Consider the following 15,646-nt stretch of genomic DNA (forward strand, 5'->3'; position numbering starts at 1 on the left):
CATAGCTAAGACAAATTGTTGAAGCGCGAAAGCTCAAGGCAACGCGGCTGATCGCGTCAAGGCCGTCGGCTTTCCTGCCGGGGTGATGAAATGCATTTCAATGGCTTGGATCTCAACCTGATCGTCGCGCTCGACGCCATCCTGACCGAACGGAACGTCACCAGGGCGGCTGAGAAGTTGAATATCAGCCAACCCGGCATGAGCGGTGCACTGAACAGGTTGCGGCAATACTTCAACGACGATCTCCTGACGCAAAACGGTAAGCAGATGATACCCACGCCTCTGGGCGCGGCGCTTTCCGTTCCGGCAAAGGAAATACTGGCAACCGTCCGTTCGCGTTTGGCCGTCCAAACGCGGTTCTTGCCACAGGAAGCACGGCGGAGTTTCACCGTGATGGTGTCGGACTATGCGGCGACGATCTTTCTGGCGAATGTTTTGCGTGCGCTTTCGGTGGAGGCGCCTGGGATGACTTTCGACCTGCACCAATATGCCGATCTCCCGAGCGAGGCGTTGGAAGCGGGGCGCATCGACGTCCTGCTCGGTCCCCAGCAGGCGCTTTCGCAAAATCACCCTTTCAAGCCGCTCTTCGCCGATGATTTCGTCGGCGTCGCCTGCGCCGACAACGACGCCGTAGACAATGTCACTGATATCGAGGCTTTCCTGGCGATGCGGCATGTTCTTGTAAGACTGGGCGGGTCCGGCCTGCCGACCACCGACGCGACGTTTCTCGAGAGGTCTTTTTCACCGCGAAGGATCGAGGTGATCGTTCCATCATGGAGCCTCGTGCCGCATTATTTGATGGGCACGCAGAGGATCGCGATCTTTCATCGCCGGCTTGCTCATGATTATGCGCGGCATTTCCCGCTGAGAATATTCGAGATCCCCACGACCCTTCCTGCCTTTGAAGAATGCGTCCAGTGGCGCGCTTCGAGCCGCGGCGATCCCGCCATTCAGTGGCTCGTTGAACGGATGGAGACCCACGCGCGAATGCTCGACACGGTGTCTGCCTGATCGGGAACTGTGACAGGTCCGCTCCCTCCCGACGAACAAGGCGGCCCCGCAGTCGTTAAGACCGCGGGGCCGCCATGGTGTTCGATGAGACGGATAGCTATTCGCCGGCGGCGGTGACAGGATGGTGGCTCGCCCGCACCCTGGAGAACGCGATAAACGCAAGCGTTGCGCAGACGCAGGCTGCAAAGCCGATCGATGTGTAGCCGGACATCTTGATCAGGGTTCCGCCAAGGATCGGGCCGATGGCCGCCCCGGTCATCAGCATGGCCGGCGTCGCAGCAACGGCCCGCCCGCTGGCGTCCAGCCGCGACAAAAGACCGAATGCGAAGGTATGGGTGAACACCATGGTCGCCACAAAGAGCGGACCTGAAATCGCATAGGGAAGGAAGGCAGAGCTCAGGGTGATGATGAGCGCAAAGACTGCCTGCAGAACCGGTCCGGCAAGAACCACCTTCTCCGCGCTCAGGGTTTTTTCGAGAAAGCCGGCAATAGGTCCCGGAAACAGGGCGACGATGCCAAGAGCGATCAACACGCCGGCAATCGCATCCATGGAGAACCCGTGTCCGATGCCTATTTCCTGGTAGAAACCGAAGACCATCGACTGGGTGACAGCCATCAGGCTGACGCCGATAATGCCAGCCCAAACGGCGCGGCTGAGCTTTTGCGTGCCAGCCGCCGCGACGGGATCATGGGCGAGGGTTGGCTTTGGAAAGGCGAGCAGCGATGTCAGGCTCGCCAGGATCATGAGGCAGCAGAAAACGAGAAACACCATTTCCCGACCATGGGTCGCCACAAGCTTCGGGACCATCCCGAGGAAGACTGTACCGAATATTCCGATTGCCGCACCGGCCATGGCGAACAGCCGGTGCGGGTTCAGGCTTCGTCCGATCGTGCCATGGGTAAACGAAAGCGCCGTTCCAGCAGTGAATCCGGCTGCAGCATGGCAAATCGCCATGGGAATGAACTGGGTCTGCTGCGTTGCTGCAGCCCAGGCCATCGCCGCCAAAGCGAGCGACACCGTCGTGACGATCCGGCCATTGAAGTCATTGAATCGCGGCGCAAAAAGCAGGCTTGCGGCGACCGTTCCAACCAGGAAAAGTGTCACCATCGCGCCGGCTTGTTGCGGATCAAAATGATACTCGGTGATCAAGGTGCTGATCCACACCGGCAATGCCACCAGATCAATCATCCCTGCGACATGTGCGATGAGCAGCGCCATGCGCGGGCGCCAAGTTTCTTTCGTAACCATTGTGGCCTCCTCCACCGATGTCTGGCTTTCGCTCGGCTCCCCCCGAGCGATGCGCAGTCCAACGCCACAAATGTCGCCTGCCTCCTCACTCAAGCAGAAACTTGGGCAGGGCGGGCACATTCAATGTGTCGACTGAGTTCGGTAAGCCTAGGCATGAGCCTTGTATTTGCAAAGGTGATTTTCCTGATCGAAAATCATAGTTCGCAGCGATGGATGATTGCCCTCTCACCATCATGTTGTTCGAGTCCTGTCCCTCTCACCGCGCGAGAATGACCGCCCTTACTCGCGGCCGTCTGTCGCAAACGTGGATGCCGCAACCTTCAGTTTCTCCCGCACCCAGGTTAGTGCCGGATCGCGTGAGCGGTAACTGTGCCATTGCACCGACTGTTCGAGGAGCGGGATATCCAGAGGCGGATCGACTATTGTGAGGCCACCAGTCTTCACCATTTCTCTCGCGAGACTTCGTTGAACCAGCGCGAGCCGATCGCTTCCTCTGACCAGCACGGGAAGCGTGGAAAAGGCGAACGTCGATACGTCCACTCGTATAGCCAAGCCGACCTCGCGGCATGCGCGTTCTGCAAAGCTTTCTCCGCCATTCGGCGGACGCATCACCACATGACCTGATGTTTCGAACTGCTCACGGGTCATTCTCGCTCCCGTCGCAAAACGGCTGGAGGAATCCGTAACGCAACAGATTTCATCCTCGAACAACACTTCCGAGGGATGTTGCGTGGAGCAAAACACCGACGGAGCAATCAGAAGATCGGCTTCCCCCCGTTCCAGCAGCAGATGCGGAAAGTTCTGTTGCGGCTTGAAATCGAATTGCAGGCCCGGAGCCTCCGCAGCGACGACCGCCATGAAACGCGGGATCAGCGTGTGCAGCGAGTAGTCTGAAACCACCATGCCGATCACGCGGCGGGAATCCGCAGGATTGAAGGATGGCGTCGAGACGACGGCGCTGTCGATGCGCACTATGATGTCGCGCAAAGGCTGCTCGAGAGAGGCGGCGAGCGGCGAGAGTTCCATCGTTCGCCCGACCTGGATCAGCAGCGGATCGTCGAAATACTCCCTGAGACGCCCCAGCGCATTGCTCATCGCCGATTGGGTCATGAACATTTCATCCGCCGCGCGGCTGACATTGCGCAGTCGGATCAGGGTGTCGAGCGCCACCAGCAGGTTGAGATCGAGATTTTTGAAACGCATGGCTCCTCCATGTATTTAGATTATCAATACCATGGATTGAAACAACCAATTTCATAAACGTTTTTCTTTTCGTTAGATCTCGATCTGGGAGGAGTGATCGATCGGCCACGTACATGCGCCGCCGTCGATTTCCGCCTGAAGCGTCAGAGTGACTGACGCGAGAGTTGAGGAGGCATTGTGTTCAAATATTTCCCCACCAATTACGTCTGGAACCTGTCGGTCAACCTGTCTATCGAGATGGGCGCCCGCATCGGGGAGATCGAGGAAATGTGCGCCCCTCTGCAGGAGGCCGCGAAAGCCCCCGATGCGGCTGGCGTCATGGCCTTTCGCCAGACCTGGGCAAGCATGGGCGACAAGCTCATTTCGCTCTCCGAAGAAGACGAGGCGCGGGGGCGGATGATTTCCGCCGGCGACAAGCTCATTCGCGCCGCAAACTATCTGCTGACGGCTGAGCGGCTGCAGGCGCATGGGTCGGAAGGGCGTCTGGCGCTTTACCGCCGCTTTCTCGACCTGTTCGAGAAAGGCCTGCGGCTGTCGGGGTCTTCGTGCCGCCGCGTCGAGATTCCCTATGAGGGAACGCATCTGTCGGCGCTCTATCTGCCGGCGGAAGGCGTCAGCGGGCCGCAGCCTTTGCTCGTTCAGGTCAACGGCCTCGACAGCACCAAGGAAATGAAATTTCTCGTCGGCCTGCCTATGTGGCTGGCCAAGCGCGGCGTCGCCTCCCTGGTGGTCGACCAGCCCGGAACCGGCGAAGCGCTCCGGCTTGAGGGCCTGACGGCTCGCTTTGACAGCGAGCATTGGGCGAGCCGCGTGGTGGACTGGCTGGAAACCCGGCCGGAGATCGATCCGAAGCGCATCGGCATGGAGGGTGTGTCGCTCGGCGGCTATTACTGCCCCCGCGCCGTGGCCTTCGAGCCGCGTTTCGCCTGCGGCGTCGTCTGGGGTGCCAATCACGACTGGCGCGACGTGCAGAAGAAGCGCCTCGCCCGCGAAGGCAATTTTCCGGTGCCGCATTATTGGGAGCACGTCCGCTGGGTCTGGGGCGCCAAGGACATGGACGACTTCATGCGCATCGCCGAAAATGTCCATCTCGACGGCGTGCTTGACCGGGTACGGGTACCCTTCCTGGTCACCCATGGGGAAAAGGACAGCCAGATCCCGCTGCATTGGGCCCGGGCCACCTATGACCAACTGGTCAACAGCCCGAAGCGCGAATTGAAGATCTTCGATGCCCGCACCGGCGGCGTCCAGCATTCGAGCTTCGACAATTCCGCCAATGCCGGCGCCTATATCGCCGATTGGGTGGCGGAGGTTCTCGGCGGACGCACAGCGGTAGGGGACGCGGCATGACGATCAAGCTGATGATGTTCGGACGGCGCTCACCGGGTCAGACCCTCGCAGAGCACCGCCATCACATGAAAGACGTTCATGGTCGGATCGTACTCGATTACATCGCTGCCGATCCGCAAAACGCGCCGCGCAAATATGCGCAAAATCATGGGCTGGACGCGGTCTTCGCGGCCGATGATGCCGCTCCCGCTGCCCTGCGGCTGGGACTGGATTTCGTGACCCAGCTCTGGTTCGAGGATATCGGATCGGTGAAGGCGTCTCGGGAAACTTCGTTCTACAATGAGCGCCTACGCCCCGACGAACCGCGCTTCGTCGACAACGCCAACGTTGTCGGACAGCCTTTCTCGGAAGAGCGCGTACGCGAGCCGGCTTCTGCAGCGGCCGATCTCAAATTATTTGTCGTCAGGCCCGCAGGCGCGGCGGCGGTCGATCTTGTTGATCGTATCGCTTCGAGCGATGTCGTCTATTCCGGCTACTGTCGCAATATGGCCGTCACACCGGGGCCGATTGCCGTCGTCGACGAATTCTGGACGCACGAAGAAGCGGAGGCTGCCCGACTTCTCCATCATTGCCGCCAGGCGCTCGAAACGGGCGAGACAGAAGGCGGACGTTCCGCCGCCTATCTCATCGCCCGGGAATACAGATTATTTGCCGGCCGCTGAGGCGCCGGTCCAAGGGAGGATCATCATGAACATCATCGGACCCGATTATCTCGTGTTCGGCGTCGATAACGTCGCCACTGCCGCAGACTATCTCCGTGATTTCGGCCTGCATGCCGTCAATGTCGATGAGACCGGCGGCCTGTTTGCCGCGCTCGACGGAACAGGAATCGTCATCCGGCATAAATCCGACCTATCCCTGCCCAAGCCGCTTCCCACGGCCAACCTTCTGCGCCAGCAGGTCTACGGCGTGCGTTCGGCTGATGGCCTCGACGCGATCGAAGCGGAGCTTTCCAAGGACCGGCGCGTCACCCGCCTTGCCGACGGCTCTATCGAGACCAGCGACGCCCATGGCTTCGAGCTCAAATTTCAGGTGACGATCCGTCGTGAGCTCAACATGCCGGCCGAGAAGATCAATGCGCCAGGCGCGCCCGCCCAACGCAAGCCCAACGAGATCGGCGTTTGGGAAGAAATGCCCGCCGCGCCGCGGACGCTCAGCCATGTCGTCCTCTTCGTGCCCGACATCGAGATCGCGACGGACTTCTACTGCAACAGGCTTGGTTTCGTGATAACTGACACGCTGAAGGGCGCCGGCCCTTTCCTGCGGCCAAAAGCAAATGATGATCATCACACGCTTTTCTTCATTCGCACACCGGAATACATGAAGGGCTGCGAACACCTCGCCTTCCATATGGGAGGGCCGACCGAATTGATGGTTGCCGGTACTCGCTTCGTCAAGAAGGGCTATCAGAGCTTCTGGGGCCCGGGCCGCCACAAGTTCGGCTCGAACTGGTTCTGGTATTTCAACAGTCCGCTCGGCTGTCATTTCGAATATGACGCCGACATGGACAAGCACGACGACAATTGGGTGGCGCGCGAGGCGCCGATGGGCGCAGAGGCGTCGCAGATCGTATTGTTCGAAATGCGCGAAAAATGGGTGCCCGGAGGCCCGCCTCCCGGCGCGAAGGGTTGACCCAATGACGGCGCTGGGCTCGCATCAGGTGAGTCTCTGTCGCACCGAGGACATCGGCGAGGGCGAAGCTCGAGGCTTCGGTCCGGTGGGAGGATATCGCCGGAAGATCATTGTTCTTTGCAAAGAGGGACGACTTCACGCCTGGCTGGACGCCTGCCCGCATTATCCGCAGGGCACGCCGATGGCCTGGCGGTCTAACGCCTATCTGAATGGCGACGGCACGCATATCGCCTGCCATTCGCATGGGGCGCTGTTCGACATCGAAACGGGAGAATGCGTCTTAGGTCCCTGCCTGGGGCAGGGGCTGACGCGGGTGGCGTTGACGGTCAACGAGGAGGGCGAGGTTTTCGCCGCTCTGGCCGCGGAGGAGAAAGCACTATGAATGCAGGCATCAACAAAGCCTTGATCATCGGCGGCGGTTTCGCTGGAATGACGGCCGCCGCGCGGCTGGCGCGCCAGGGCGTCGAGGTCGATCTTCTCGAGATCGATCCCGGCTGGCGATCCTATGGCGCAGGCATCAGCCTGCATGGCTCGACATTGCGCGTGTTGAAGGAACTCGACCTTCTCCATCGGTTCATGGAGGAGGGATTTGCGTCTGACGGCGTCCAGATGCGTGGTCCTGACGATCGCATCCTGGTGACTTTACCGACGCCGCGCGTTGCCGGTCCCGACGTCCCCGGCGGCGGCGGCATCATGCGTCCCGCGCTCGCCAGGATCCTGCAGGAGGAGGTTGTCGCCGCAGGTGTCAATGTCCGGCTCGGCGCGACATTTTCGACGATCGAGAATCAGGAAGACGGCGTCTGGGTCGACATCGGCGACGGCTCTCCCAAGCGCTATGATCTCGCCATCGGCGCCGATGGTCTTTATTCCCGCGTTCGCGCTATGCTATTTCCAGAAGCCCCGAAGCCGCGCTTTATTGGCCAGTCTGTCTGGCGCGCGGTGCTGCCACGACCCGTGGAGATCACCACGGTCACCATGTGGCTCGGCCCGAATCTGAAGGTCGGCCTCAACGGCGTGTCAACCGACAAGGCCTACCTCTTCCTGACCGAGGACAAGGAAGTCAACGATTTCGTGGCACCGGACACGTTTGTGGATACGCTTCGTACGCTCCTGAGGCGGTTTCCCTCGCCGATCATTCAAACCATCGCCGATCAATTGTCCGAGGAACATCACGTCATTTATCGGCCGCTCGAACAGATGCTGATGCCGCGTCCATGGCGAAAGGGACGCGTCGCACTCATTGGCGATGCCGTGCACGCGACCACGCCGCATCTGGCGGCAGGAGCCTGCATCGGCATCGAGGACGCCATGGTACTGGCGCAGGAAGTCGGGCGCGCCACAACCGCGGATGCGGCGCTAGCGGCCTTCGAGGCCCGACGCTGGGAGCGGTGTCGGATGGTGGTGGAGAATTCGGGGCGTCTGGCCGACATCGAAATCCATGGCGGCAGCCGGGAGGAGCACGCCGCGATCATGAGCGAGTCCATGAGAACGCTCGCCGAAGTTATCTGAGCGGGCGAAACGACATCATGGGACCAGGGGCCGGGCGGTAATGTCGCTCCGGCTCGGGAGGATCAAAAATGACAGGACAAAAATACGGCGCGGGCGGAACGGCAGCGCTGGTGGTGGCTCATTGCGCGGGCATGCTCGATCTTACCGCGTTACCGGTCTGGGTCGGGGCGCTTGTCGAACGGTTCGGATTTAGTCCGCAACAGGCAGGCGGCATCGTGACCTTATTTCTTTTGGGCGCGGTGGCGGCGAGCCTTTTCGTTGCGCCGCGCCTCAACCGGATCAATCAAAAACTGGCCGCTACCGCGGGTTATGGCGTCGCCGCGCTCGCCTTCTTCGCCGCATCGACGAAGAGCGGCTTGGCGGAATTGGCTGCGCTTCATCTGGTCGCGGGCTTGGCGGTCGGCACGGGGCTGTCGATGGTGCATGGCGCGATTGGCAAATCCGCCAATCCCCATCGTCTCTTTGCCCTGGCCGGCATCGCAATCGGTCTTCTTGGCATCGTCCTGCTCGGGGTACTGCCGCAGCTATTGATCGCCTTTGGCCGCGAGGCTCTGTTCCAGGTTTTCGGCCTCTTCATGGCCATCGCCTGCTTGTTCTGCGCCGTCCTATTCGTGAATCCTGATCGTGGCGAGGTGCACGCATCGGCGCCATTCGGTCGTGCGATCTGGTTCACCGTCTTCGGCATCAGCGTCATGACTTTCAATCAGGCGATGGTCTTCTCCTTCGTGGAAGTGATCGGAAAGCTGCGGGGCTTTCCCGCTGAGGGCGTGCTGGGCGTGCTGATCGCCCTCGGCATTGTTAATTTCCTCGTTCCCTCGCCACTGGCGGCGATCCTGCAGAGACGGCTGGTCGCCGAGACGGTGGTCCAGATCGGCCCCGCAGTGCAGGCTTTCTTCGCGGTGATTGTGACGAGCGCCACGGTCTTTGCGCTGTGGGCGCCGGTGGCCGCCTTCTTCGTCGCGATCCAGATTTTCACCCACACCTTCGCTTTCGGCCTGCTCGCCCGTCTCGATCGGACTGGCAGGGCCGTGGCGGCCACGCCGGCGATGCTGATGATCGGCGCGGCGCTCGGCCCGATTGTGGGCGGCGCTCTTGGTCAGAATTTCGGTTTCGGCGCGCTCGGGGCGGCGGGGGTGGCTGTGGCGATCCTTTCGATCGTCTTCTTCACCAAAGCGAGGTCCGCATGACCGAGTTTCCCGCTATCACCCGGGTGGTGACCGGCCATGACGACGCTGGCCGTTCAATCGTGGCCCATGTCGGCCCGCTGCCGACCGTCGTGGAGTTGGAAGCCATTCCCGGCACTGTGTTTCACGAAGTGTGGGCGACGTCAGGCGCGCCGGTTCTCGTCGGCAATGGCGAGGATCCCACCATCGGCCCGCTTGTGCTGCCGCCGCCAGGCCGCGGCACCCGTTTCCGCTTCGTCGATATTCCCCCCGACACCGAAGAATTTCTCGCCCATGGCGCCTCGAAGATGGGCGTGGCGTTCTCGGAAATCGGCGACGAAGCCGCGTCGACGGTAACTGAACAATCCCCGCATCCGCTGATGCACCGGACCCAATCCATCGACTACGGCGTGGTGATCGAAGGCGAAATGACGCTGGTGCTCGACAAGGGCGAGACGCTTCTGAAGCCGGGTTCGGTTGTCATCCAGCGGGGCACGAACCATGCCTGGGCCAATCGCTCCGGCCGGATGTGCCGCATGTTGTTCGTTTTGATCGACGGCGTCTACGAGCCCGCGATCACCGAGGCGCTATCCGGTCGCTGATCGGAGCAAAACATTCTTTGGAGGTTGAGATGAAGCTTGCGACCTATAGAGACGGTAGCCGTGACGGCCAGCTGTGGGTGGTCTCGAAAGACCTCGCGGTTGCCGCGCCGGCGGTGGGAATAGCTTCGACGATGCTGGAAGCTGTCGAAAACTGGGACGCAGTTGCGCCGCGGCTCGAGGCACTTTACGAACGCTTGGACGCCCGCGAAGAAGCCTTCGCCACGCGCTTCGAACCGGAGCGCTGCATGGCGCCTTTGCCGCGAGCGCCGCAATGGCTCGATGCGTCTGCCTTTCTCAACCATGGGCGGTTGATGGACAAGGCGTTCAACAATCCGGCAAATCCGGATCTCGAGACAATTCCCTTGGTCTATCAGGGGGCGAGCGACGATCTGCGCGGTCCCGTCGACGACATCGAGTTTGTTGACGACAGCCTGTCGATCGACATGGAGGGCGAATTCGGGGTGATCGTATCGGACGTTCCCATGGGGGCGAGTGTCGAACAGGCCGTTTCGCATATCCGGCTTCTGGTGCAGATCAACGACTGGTCGCTACGCAAGCTTGGTCCGCGGGAGATGCGAGCGGGTTTCGGCTGGCTGCAGGCCAAGCCCTCCACGGCCTTCGCGCCGCTCGCCATCACGCCCGACGAAATCGCGCCCTTCTGGGAAGGCGCGCGGGTGAAACTACCGCTGCACGTGGCGATCAACGGGCGCGAGGTCGGACGTGCCGACGGCGCCGAGATGCATTTCTCCTTCGGGGACATCATCGCCCATTGTGCCCGCACCCGAAAGCTGTCGGCCGGCTCTATCGTCGGATCGGGCACCGTGTCGAACGCGGATCGCGGTGCCGGCTCCTCTTGCATTTCGGAAATCCGCGTGATCGAGCTCCTCGATCAGGGCGCGTCCGTTACGCCATTCCTCACCTGGGACGATCGGGTCAGGATGGAGGCGCGACTTCCCGATGGATCGACGCCGTTCGGCGTCATTGAACAGCGGGTGGTGAAGGTCTGATGCGTGTTCTCATCACCGGCGCGGATGGGTTTCTGGGCTCCGGTCTCGCCTGGCGGCTTGCCAATACTGCTACGGGCCTGAGCCGGTTGACGCTGACGGATCGCCAGTTCGTCGGCAAGTCCGCACAGATCGCGGGCGCCGATCTGATGCCCGGCGATCTGAAGCAGCCGGATTTTCTCGACACCCTGTTCGAACCCGGCTTCGATATCGTCTATCACCTAGCCAGTATGCCCGGCGGCCAGGCGGAGGCCGAGTCTGAGCGCGGTCGCAAGATCAATCTGACCATGCCTCTGGATCTCGCATGGCGAACGGCGGCGAGCCGGCCCGGCGCGCGCTTTGTCTTCGCCTCCTCGATCGCCGTCTACGGCGATGTCGCTGTTGAGGTCATATCGGAGGCGACGCCCACATCGCCGGGGCTGTCTTATGGCGCCCATAAGCTGATGACGGAGATCCTTCTGACCGATCTCGCCCGTCGGGGAGAGCTATCGGCAATCAGCCTGCGCTTTCCGGGGCTCGTGGCGCGTCCACCGACTGAAAGCGGACATGGCTCTGCCTTCATGAGCCAAATTTTTCACAAAATCGGCGCGGGCGAAGATTTTTTGAGCCCGGTTCCAGCTTCGGCGCGTTGCTGGTGGATGTCCCGAGCTGCAGCGGTCGAAACGCTTCTGCAGGCCTCCAACCTCCAATGCGATGCGCCGACCGTGCTTTTGCCTCCGGCGCTCTACGCCACGATGGCGGAAATGGTTCAGGCCATTGCGGCTGTTGTGGGACGACCGGCGTCGATCCAATGGGGCGACGACGCGCGGCTGACCCGTCTGTTCGGAGCGATGCCTGACATCGACGCCTCGCTGGCGCGCGGCCTCGGTATTGCCGGTGACGCCGATCTTCAATCCCTAGCCCGCGTGGCCCTTTCCGGAGACTGACCATGAAAATCGTCGATTTGTCCGTCGCCATCGACAACGATACACCCGCCGACCCGCCCGGACTTGGCCCGAAAATCGTCTATTCCGATCATCAGGCCGGCGCGGAAGAGGTGATGCGTTTCTTTCCAGGCCTCGAGAGGGCGGACCTCCCGGGTGCGGAAGGCTGGGCGGTGGAGCAACTGACGCTGACGACGCATGCGGGCACGCATCTCGACGCGCCCTGGCACTTCGCCTCGACCATGAATGGCGGCGAGCGCGCCTGGACGATCGACGAGGTTCCGCTGGAGTGGTGCATTCGCCCGGGCGTCAAGCTCGATCTTCGCCATCTGCCGGATGGTCATGTCGCCACCGCTGACGAGATCCGTGCCGCCGTCGAAGCAACAGGCGCTCCCCTCCAGCCCTTTGACATCGTGCTCGTCAATACCTTGGCGGGCGCGGCCTATGGGAGGGCGGATTATATCGGCCGGGGCTGCGGCATCGGCCGTGAAGCAACCCTCTGGCTCTTGTCGCAAGGCGTGCATATCACCGGCACCGACGCCTGGTCCTGGGATGCGCCATTTCAGATCACCGCCGAGCGCTTCGCCGCCACCGGCAATGCCGGCCTGATCTGGGAAGGCCACAAGGCCGGGCGAGACGGCGTCTTCCTGCATATGGAAAAACTGACTCGTCTCGATGAACTGCCGGCGCGGGACTTCACAATCTCGTGCCTGCCGGTCAAGATTCGCGGGGGCTCGGCCGGGTGGTGCCGGGCGGTGGCACTGTTGACGGAAAATGGAAGCTGACGATCCTGACGTGCCCCCGTTGAATTAGGCCATTTAGAACTGGAATTTTCCAGTTGCCGACCTGTCGCTGGACAAGGCGATGCTTCAGGACGTGCTGTCAATTAGCTCTGAAGCCTGCCCGCAAGCGCAAGCTTGTCGACACGGTCGAGGCAGACCGGAAGGTTTCTATCCGGCGCGCATGAGCGCCTGTGCCGGCAAGTCGGTTATCTGAGCACTGCCAAGACGAATGGTTTGCTATTGAACGCCGATGTGTCGCCATATCAAGTTCACGCCGACGATCGCTATCTTTGGCGATGCCACATGGTGGGCAGCAACCAAAGCTCGCCGGCGCGATGAAAAGCGTTACTGCACGAGTTCCCGGATCTTGTAGGCAACTTCCGTGCGGTTCGTCGCATTGAGCTTCTTCATGATGTTGCGGATATGAACCTTCACGGTGCTCTCGCAGAGGTCCATTTCATAGGCAATGATCTTGTTTGCCTTGCCGCGCCTCAGCGCCTCGGCAACGACAACCTCGCGCGGTGTAAACAGACTGTCGAGGCAGCAATTCTTGCTCGCGGCGGGAGTAATCGACTCCTTGGCAGCCAGAATGCTGCTGGCGGGCACGAATACACCTCCCGCACGGGCAAGGGCCACGGCTTCTGCTGCGACCTTGACGTCGACACTGGTCGGAATATAGCCGCGGGCACCGCATTCCAGTGCTTGCAAAAGCTGTGCGAGCTCGTCGCTGTCGGCGCCGACGATCACGGGGCTGGCCTTGAATCTCTCCACCAAGGCGCAAATTTTCGTGCTGATTTCGGAGTCGGAAACTTTGCGTCCGCCAATCATGAAGAGAACGGCTGACGGTGCGACCTGCATGTCCCGTATCTGCCATTCCTCGAACGACGCTACGGTGACGATATTCATGCTGTCGTCATAGTCTGTGAGGCTTCTTGATAGGCACTCGCGGTCCAGAGCCCTGGAATCGATCAGAAGGACATAGTCCTCTGATTCTGCCGCGCCGGCGATGCCCGAGGCAACAAACGGCCTCAATGAATCCGGTGTTCGAACTGAAATGATGCGAGCTGCTGTTTCTGAAGCGAATTTCTCATTCGTTAATGACTGTCCGTTCATGGTCGATACCCCCAACCTTTAGTGTGACCCTTATTTTTCTTGTGACCGCCCGAATACTTCTATTCTTTGGATAGCAAAGCCCTTGTCTAAATTTCGGCATTGCTTCTTGCTTCATATTGTTCTCCAAAATCTAGGTTTATGTTGTCGTCAATCATTACTTAATACATCTTATAATTCTTGAATGCATTAACATGTACTAATAATACAGTGACACTGTTGTCACGCAGCTCTACGCCTATGGATGTACTCCGTAGGAGTAGTTGGGTACCAAATTTGGCAATCGGCCAAGTCGGCCGGGTACGTCGCCGTTTTATGCCGCAGTGCATCACTCAGAGCGCTGATTTCTCCTCGCGAATTGACAGGCATTGCCGACGCGAGCCAATTGGGCGGTCTCTGGAACGAGACGGATGCGAAGGCGACGTTCTTCCGGCGTCAACAAAGGCGACATTTTTGCTTTTCAGGCTTGAGATAACCTGTCGACCGCCTGAGGGAGAGGGCGTCCGACGACATCGTTGGGGGCACAAACGGCTCTTTGACTTCGCGAGGAAGAACACGTTTAGAAGAAAGGCCAGTTCGAACCTCTCAGGCGAGCCAGAGCTCCGCTTCTCCGCTATGCTTTATACACGGGTAATGATGATGTATTTCAAAACAGCGCTATCGATGGTGCCCACGTTGACTCCCTATGGCGCTCAGCCCAAAAGAAATTTTGGCTACAGAAGGAGAGAATAATGGCTGCAGAGAATAATGTGTCGCCCACCACAGAGGTTGCAGAGGCGGTTGCAGCAGCAGAGGCGCCTGCTCATAAAAAGCAGCGCGCACCACGGCGCCAGAAGCTGGTGGTCGAAGCGACAGTAGCTGCATCAATTGCGGAGGCTGTGAAATCGCCGAGGGGCCGCAAGAAGCGTGGCGAACAAGCCGGTGAAATAACGTCGACGCCCATCGCAAAGCGCACCAGAAAAAAAAGGACGGCCAAACAAACCGAGCAAGCGGCTGGCACCTCCATTCCGGCAATCGATGAGATCGCGGATCTCATTCAGCTCGAAGAAGAGAATAAGAGACTTCGGAAGACTCTGGCAGATAAGCTGCGCGCGGAAAATGCCGATCTGCGCAAGCGGCTCGGGCTGGCTTAATCGCCGAGAACAACAGAGCGGTTGTGGGATCGACCGTGGCCGCTACTGTCTCAATAGAAAAGAAATTCCGGGCTCGCATCGCTGTTCCGGATCTAAGCTGCGGCAACGTCGTGGTGCGGTTTGCTCGAGGTTGAAGTGCTATGAAATCGCCATGGAAATTTCTTGTTCAATTGACGTCGCGGGCACGACCGGCGGAAACACGCGAGGGTTCGACCGGGCAAAATGCCGAAACCCCGGCGATTGAAAGTGACAGACCGTAAGCGTCGGTGGTTCCGTTAAAATTAACGCAAGCACCCGATAAGTCTGACCAGGATGAAAACCCACCTGTTGATCTCGTGACGTCGCCTTCCGATGAACCTGGAAGCGACCTCGATGCGCCGCCAGTGGCCGCGCTGCCGGTTGAGGTTGGAGAGGTCGAGGCACCAGCGCTTGATGAGTTTCGTCAGTCGAGTGTTGAAGCGCCTGCGTTGGCACCGCTAAATGCGACAAACAAAAAGGCCCTCACGAGTACCGCAGACGACGCGGCCAGCACACGCGAAGAAAACCGCAACCAATGTGGTTTCGAAGAAAACTGCCGCCGCAAATAGCGGGCAAAGTGCACAATCCTCTTTCTCTCGAGAAAGCTTTTTCGATGAGGTTGCAAGGTTGGACGAAGAGATCAGGCAACTGAGAAGCCAATTGGCTCAGAAGCTGTATCTGCAGAATGTTCAGCTTATAAAGATGCTTGAGCGATTCAACCTATCGTGAGCTTCTCTCACACTCTGATCTGGAATATATGCGCGACGAGGATGGCGACGTCCATGCCGTCACAAACCGGACGAAGGATCGGCTCAAGGACGTGCCCGAGCACAAAGATTTGCGCTCTAGGCCCACAAACATCGTAAGCGGGTAGGCCATCCCACGTAGCGCTGGAGGGACAGATCGCTCATTTTCTGCATGAGTCATGCGGAGAGCCCTATGAGTGATACTGTGAAT

Annotated in this window: 16 protein-coding genes and 1 pseudogene; 14 read left to right on the forward strand and 3 right to left on the reverse strand. The window is 60.0% G+C overall.

Going from position 1 to position 15,646, the window contains the following annotated elements:
• Positions 1–90: 90 nt before the first annotated feature.
• Positions 91–1,011: a LysR family transcriptional regulator gene (locus tag FHT29_RS33505; RefSeq protein ID WP_047555801.1), complete on the forward strand. Its 921-nt coding sequence runs from the start codon at positions 91–93 to the stop codon at positions 1,009–1,011.
• Between the two features lie 97 nt (positions 1,012–1,108).
• Here the strand turns inward: FHT29_RS33505 and FHT29_RS33510 are convergent, their stop codons facing one another.
• Positions 1,109–2,260 (reverse strand): MFS transporter, encoded by a 1,152-nt coding sequence (locus tag FHT29_RS33510; RefSeq protein WP_168601143.1) that lies wholly within the window; start codon positions 2,258–2,260, stop codon positions 1,109–1,111.
• Between the two features lie 279 nt (positions 2,261–2,539).
• The gene (locus FHT29_RS33515; RefSeq protein ID WP_168601144.1) at positions 2,540–3,463 is read right to left on the reverse strand and encodes a LysR substrate-binding domain-containing protein; all 924 of its coding nucleotides are present in this window, start codon (positions 3,461–3,463) and stop codon (positions 2,540–2,542) included.
• A gap of 177 nt (positions 3,464–3,640) precedes the next feature.
• Here FHT29_RS33515 and FHT29_RS33520 point away from each other — a divergent pair, with 177 nt between their 5' ends.
• From FHT29_RS33520 to FHT29_RS33570, 11 genes and pseudogenes are all read left to right on the forward strand, one after another.
• Positions 3,641–4,813, forward strand: coding sequence for a prolyl oligopeptidase family serine peptidase (locus FHT29_RS33520; protein ID WP_168601145.1), 1,173 nt, complete (start codon positions 3,641–3,643; stop codon positions 4,811–4,813).
• Positions 4,810–5,475, forward strand: a complete 666-nt coding sequence (locus FHT29_RS33525) for an EthD domain-containing protein (protein ID WP_168601146.1) — start codon at positions 4,810–4,812, stop codon at positions 5,473–5,475. Before FHT29_RS33520 ends, FHT29_RS33525 begins: the two co-directional genes overlap by 4 nt.
• Positions 5,476–5,500: 25 nt before the next feature.
• Complete coding sequence (locus FHT29_RS33530; protein ID WP_168601147.1) at positions 5,501–6,445, forward strand: VOC family protein; 945 nt, start codon at positions 5,501–5,503, stop codon at positions 6,443–6,445.
• Between the two features lie 4 nt (positions 6,446–6,449).
• Complete coding sequence (locus FHT29_RS33535; RefSeq protein WP_168601148.1) at positions 6,450–6,827, forward strand: Rieske 2Fe-2S domain-containing protein; 378 nt, start codon at positions 6,450–6,452, stop codon at positions 6,825–6,827.
• Positions 6,824–7,954: an FAD-dependent oxidoreductase gene (locus FHT29_RS33540; protein WP_168601149.1), complete on the forward strand. Its 1,131-nt coding sequence runs from the start codon at positions 6,824–6,826 to the stop codon at positions 7,952–7,954. The genes FHT29_RS33535 and FHT29_RS33540 overlap by 4 nt, the downstream gene beginning before the upstream one ends.
• A 68-nt stretch (positions 7,955–8,022) precedes the next feature.
• Positions 8,023–9,141 carry an MFS transporter gene (locus FHT29_RS33545; RefSeq protein ID WP_047555814.1) on the forward strand — a complete coding sequence of 373 codons (1,119 nt, stop codon included), beginning with the start codon at positions 8,023–8,025 and terminating at the stop codon, positions 9,139–9,141.
• Entirely contained in the window at positions 9,138–9,719 is a 582-nt protein-coding gene (locus tag FHT29_RS33550; RefSeq protein ID WP_168601150.1) for a cupin domain-containing protein, read from the forward strand. The genes FHT29_RS33545 and FHT29_RS33550 overlap by 4 nt, the downstream gene beginning before the upstream one ends.
• A gap of 29 nt (positions 9,720–9,748) precedes the next feature.
• A complete protein-coding gene (locus tag FHT29_RS33555; protein ID WP_168601151.1) occupies positions 9,749–10,726 on the forward strand; it encodes a fumarylacetoacetate hydrolase family protein in 978 nt (325 codons plus the stop codon).
• Positions 10,726–11,649 carry an NAD-dependent epimerase/dehydratase family protein gene (locus FHT29_RS33560; RefSeq protein WP_047555821.1) on the forward strand — a complete coding sequence of 308 codons (924 nt, stop codon included), beginning with the start codon at positions 10,726–10,728 and terminating at the stop codon, positions 11,647–11,649. Before FHT29_RS33555 ends, FHT29_RS33560 begins: the two co-directional genes overlap by 1 nt.
• The gene (locus FHT29_RS33565; RefSeq protein ID WP_168601153.1) at positions 11,646–12,431 is read left to right on the forward strand and encodes a cyclase family protein; all 786 of its coding nucleotides are present in this window, start codon (positions 11,646–11,648) and stop codon (positions 12,429–12,431) included. The genes FHT29_RS33560 and FHT29_RS33565 overlap by 4 nt, the downstream gene beginning before the upstream one ends.
• A 52-nt stretch (positions 12,432–12,483) precedes the next feature.
• A pseudogene (locus tag FHT29_RS33570) lies at positions 12,484–12,610 on the forward strand (IS3 family transposase); the annotation flags it as partial.
• Positions 12,611–12,773: 163 nt separating this feature from the next.
• On the opposite strand, the gene FHT29_RS33575 reads toward FHT29_RS33570, so the two are convergent.
• The gene (locus FHT29_RS33575) at positions 12,774–13,334 is read right to left on the reverse strand and encodes a response regulator transcription factor (RefSeq protein WP_348644921.1); all 561 of its coding nucleotides are present in this window, start codon (positions 13,332–13,334) and stop codon (positions 12,774–12,776) included.
• Positions 13,335–14,269: 935 nt separating this feature from the next.
• On the opposite strand from FHT29_RS33575, the gene FHT29_RS33580 reads away from it, so the two are divergent.
• Together FHT29_RS33580 and FHT29_RS33585 are read left to right on the forward strand one after the other, a co-directional pair.
• Positions 14,270–14,671 (forward strand): SyrB-like regulator, encoded by a 402-nt coding sequence (locus tag FHT29_RS33580; protein WP_047561198.1) that lies wholly within the window; start codon positions 14,270–14,272, stop codon positions 14,669–14,671.
• A 266-nt stretch (positions 14,672–14,937) separates the two neighbouring features.
• Positions 14,938–15,258 (forward strand): hypothetical protein, encoded by a 321-nt coding sequence (locus FHT29_RS33585; RefSeq protein ID WP_168596077.1) that lies wholly within the window; start codon positions 14,938–14,940, stop codon positions 15,256–15,258.
• The last annotated feature ends 388 nt before the right edge of the window (positions 15,259–15,646 follow it).

The sequence above is a fragment of the Rhizobium sp. SG741 genome, from assembly GCF_012275435.1.
GTDB lineage: Bacteria > Pseudomonadota > Alphaproteobacteria > Rhizobiales > Rhizobiaceae > Rhizobium > Rhizobium lusitanum.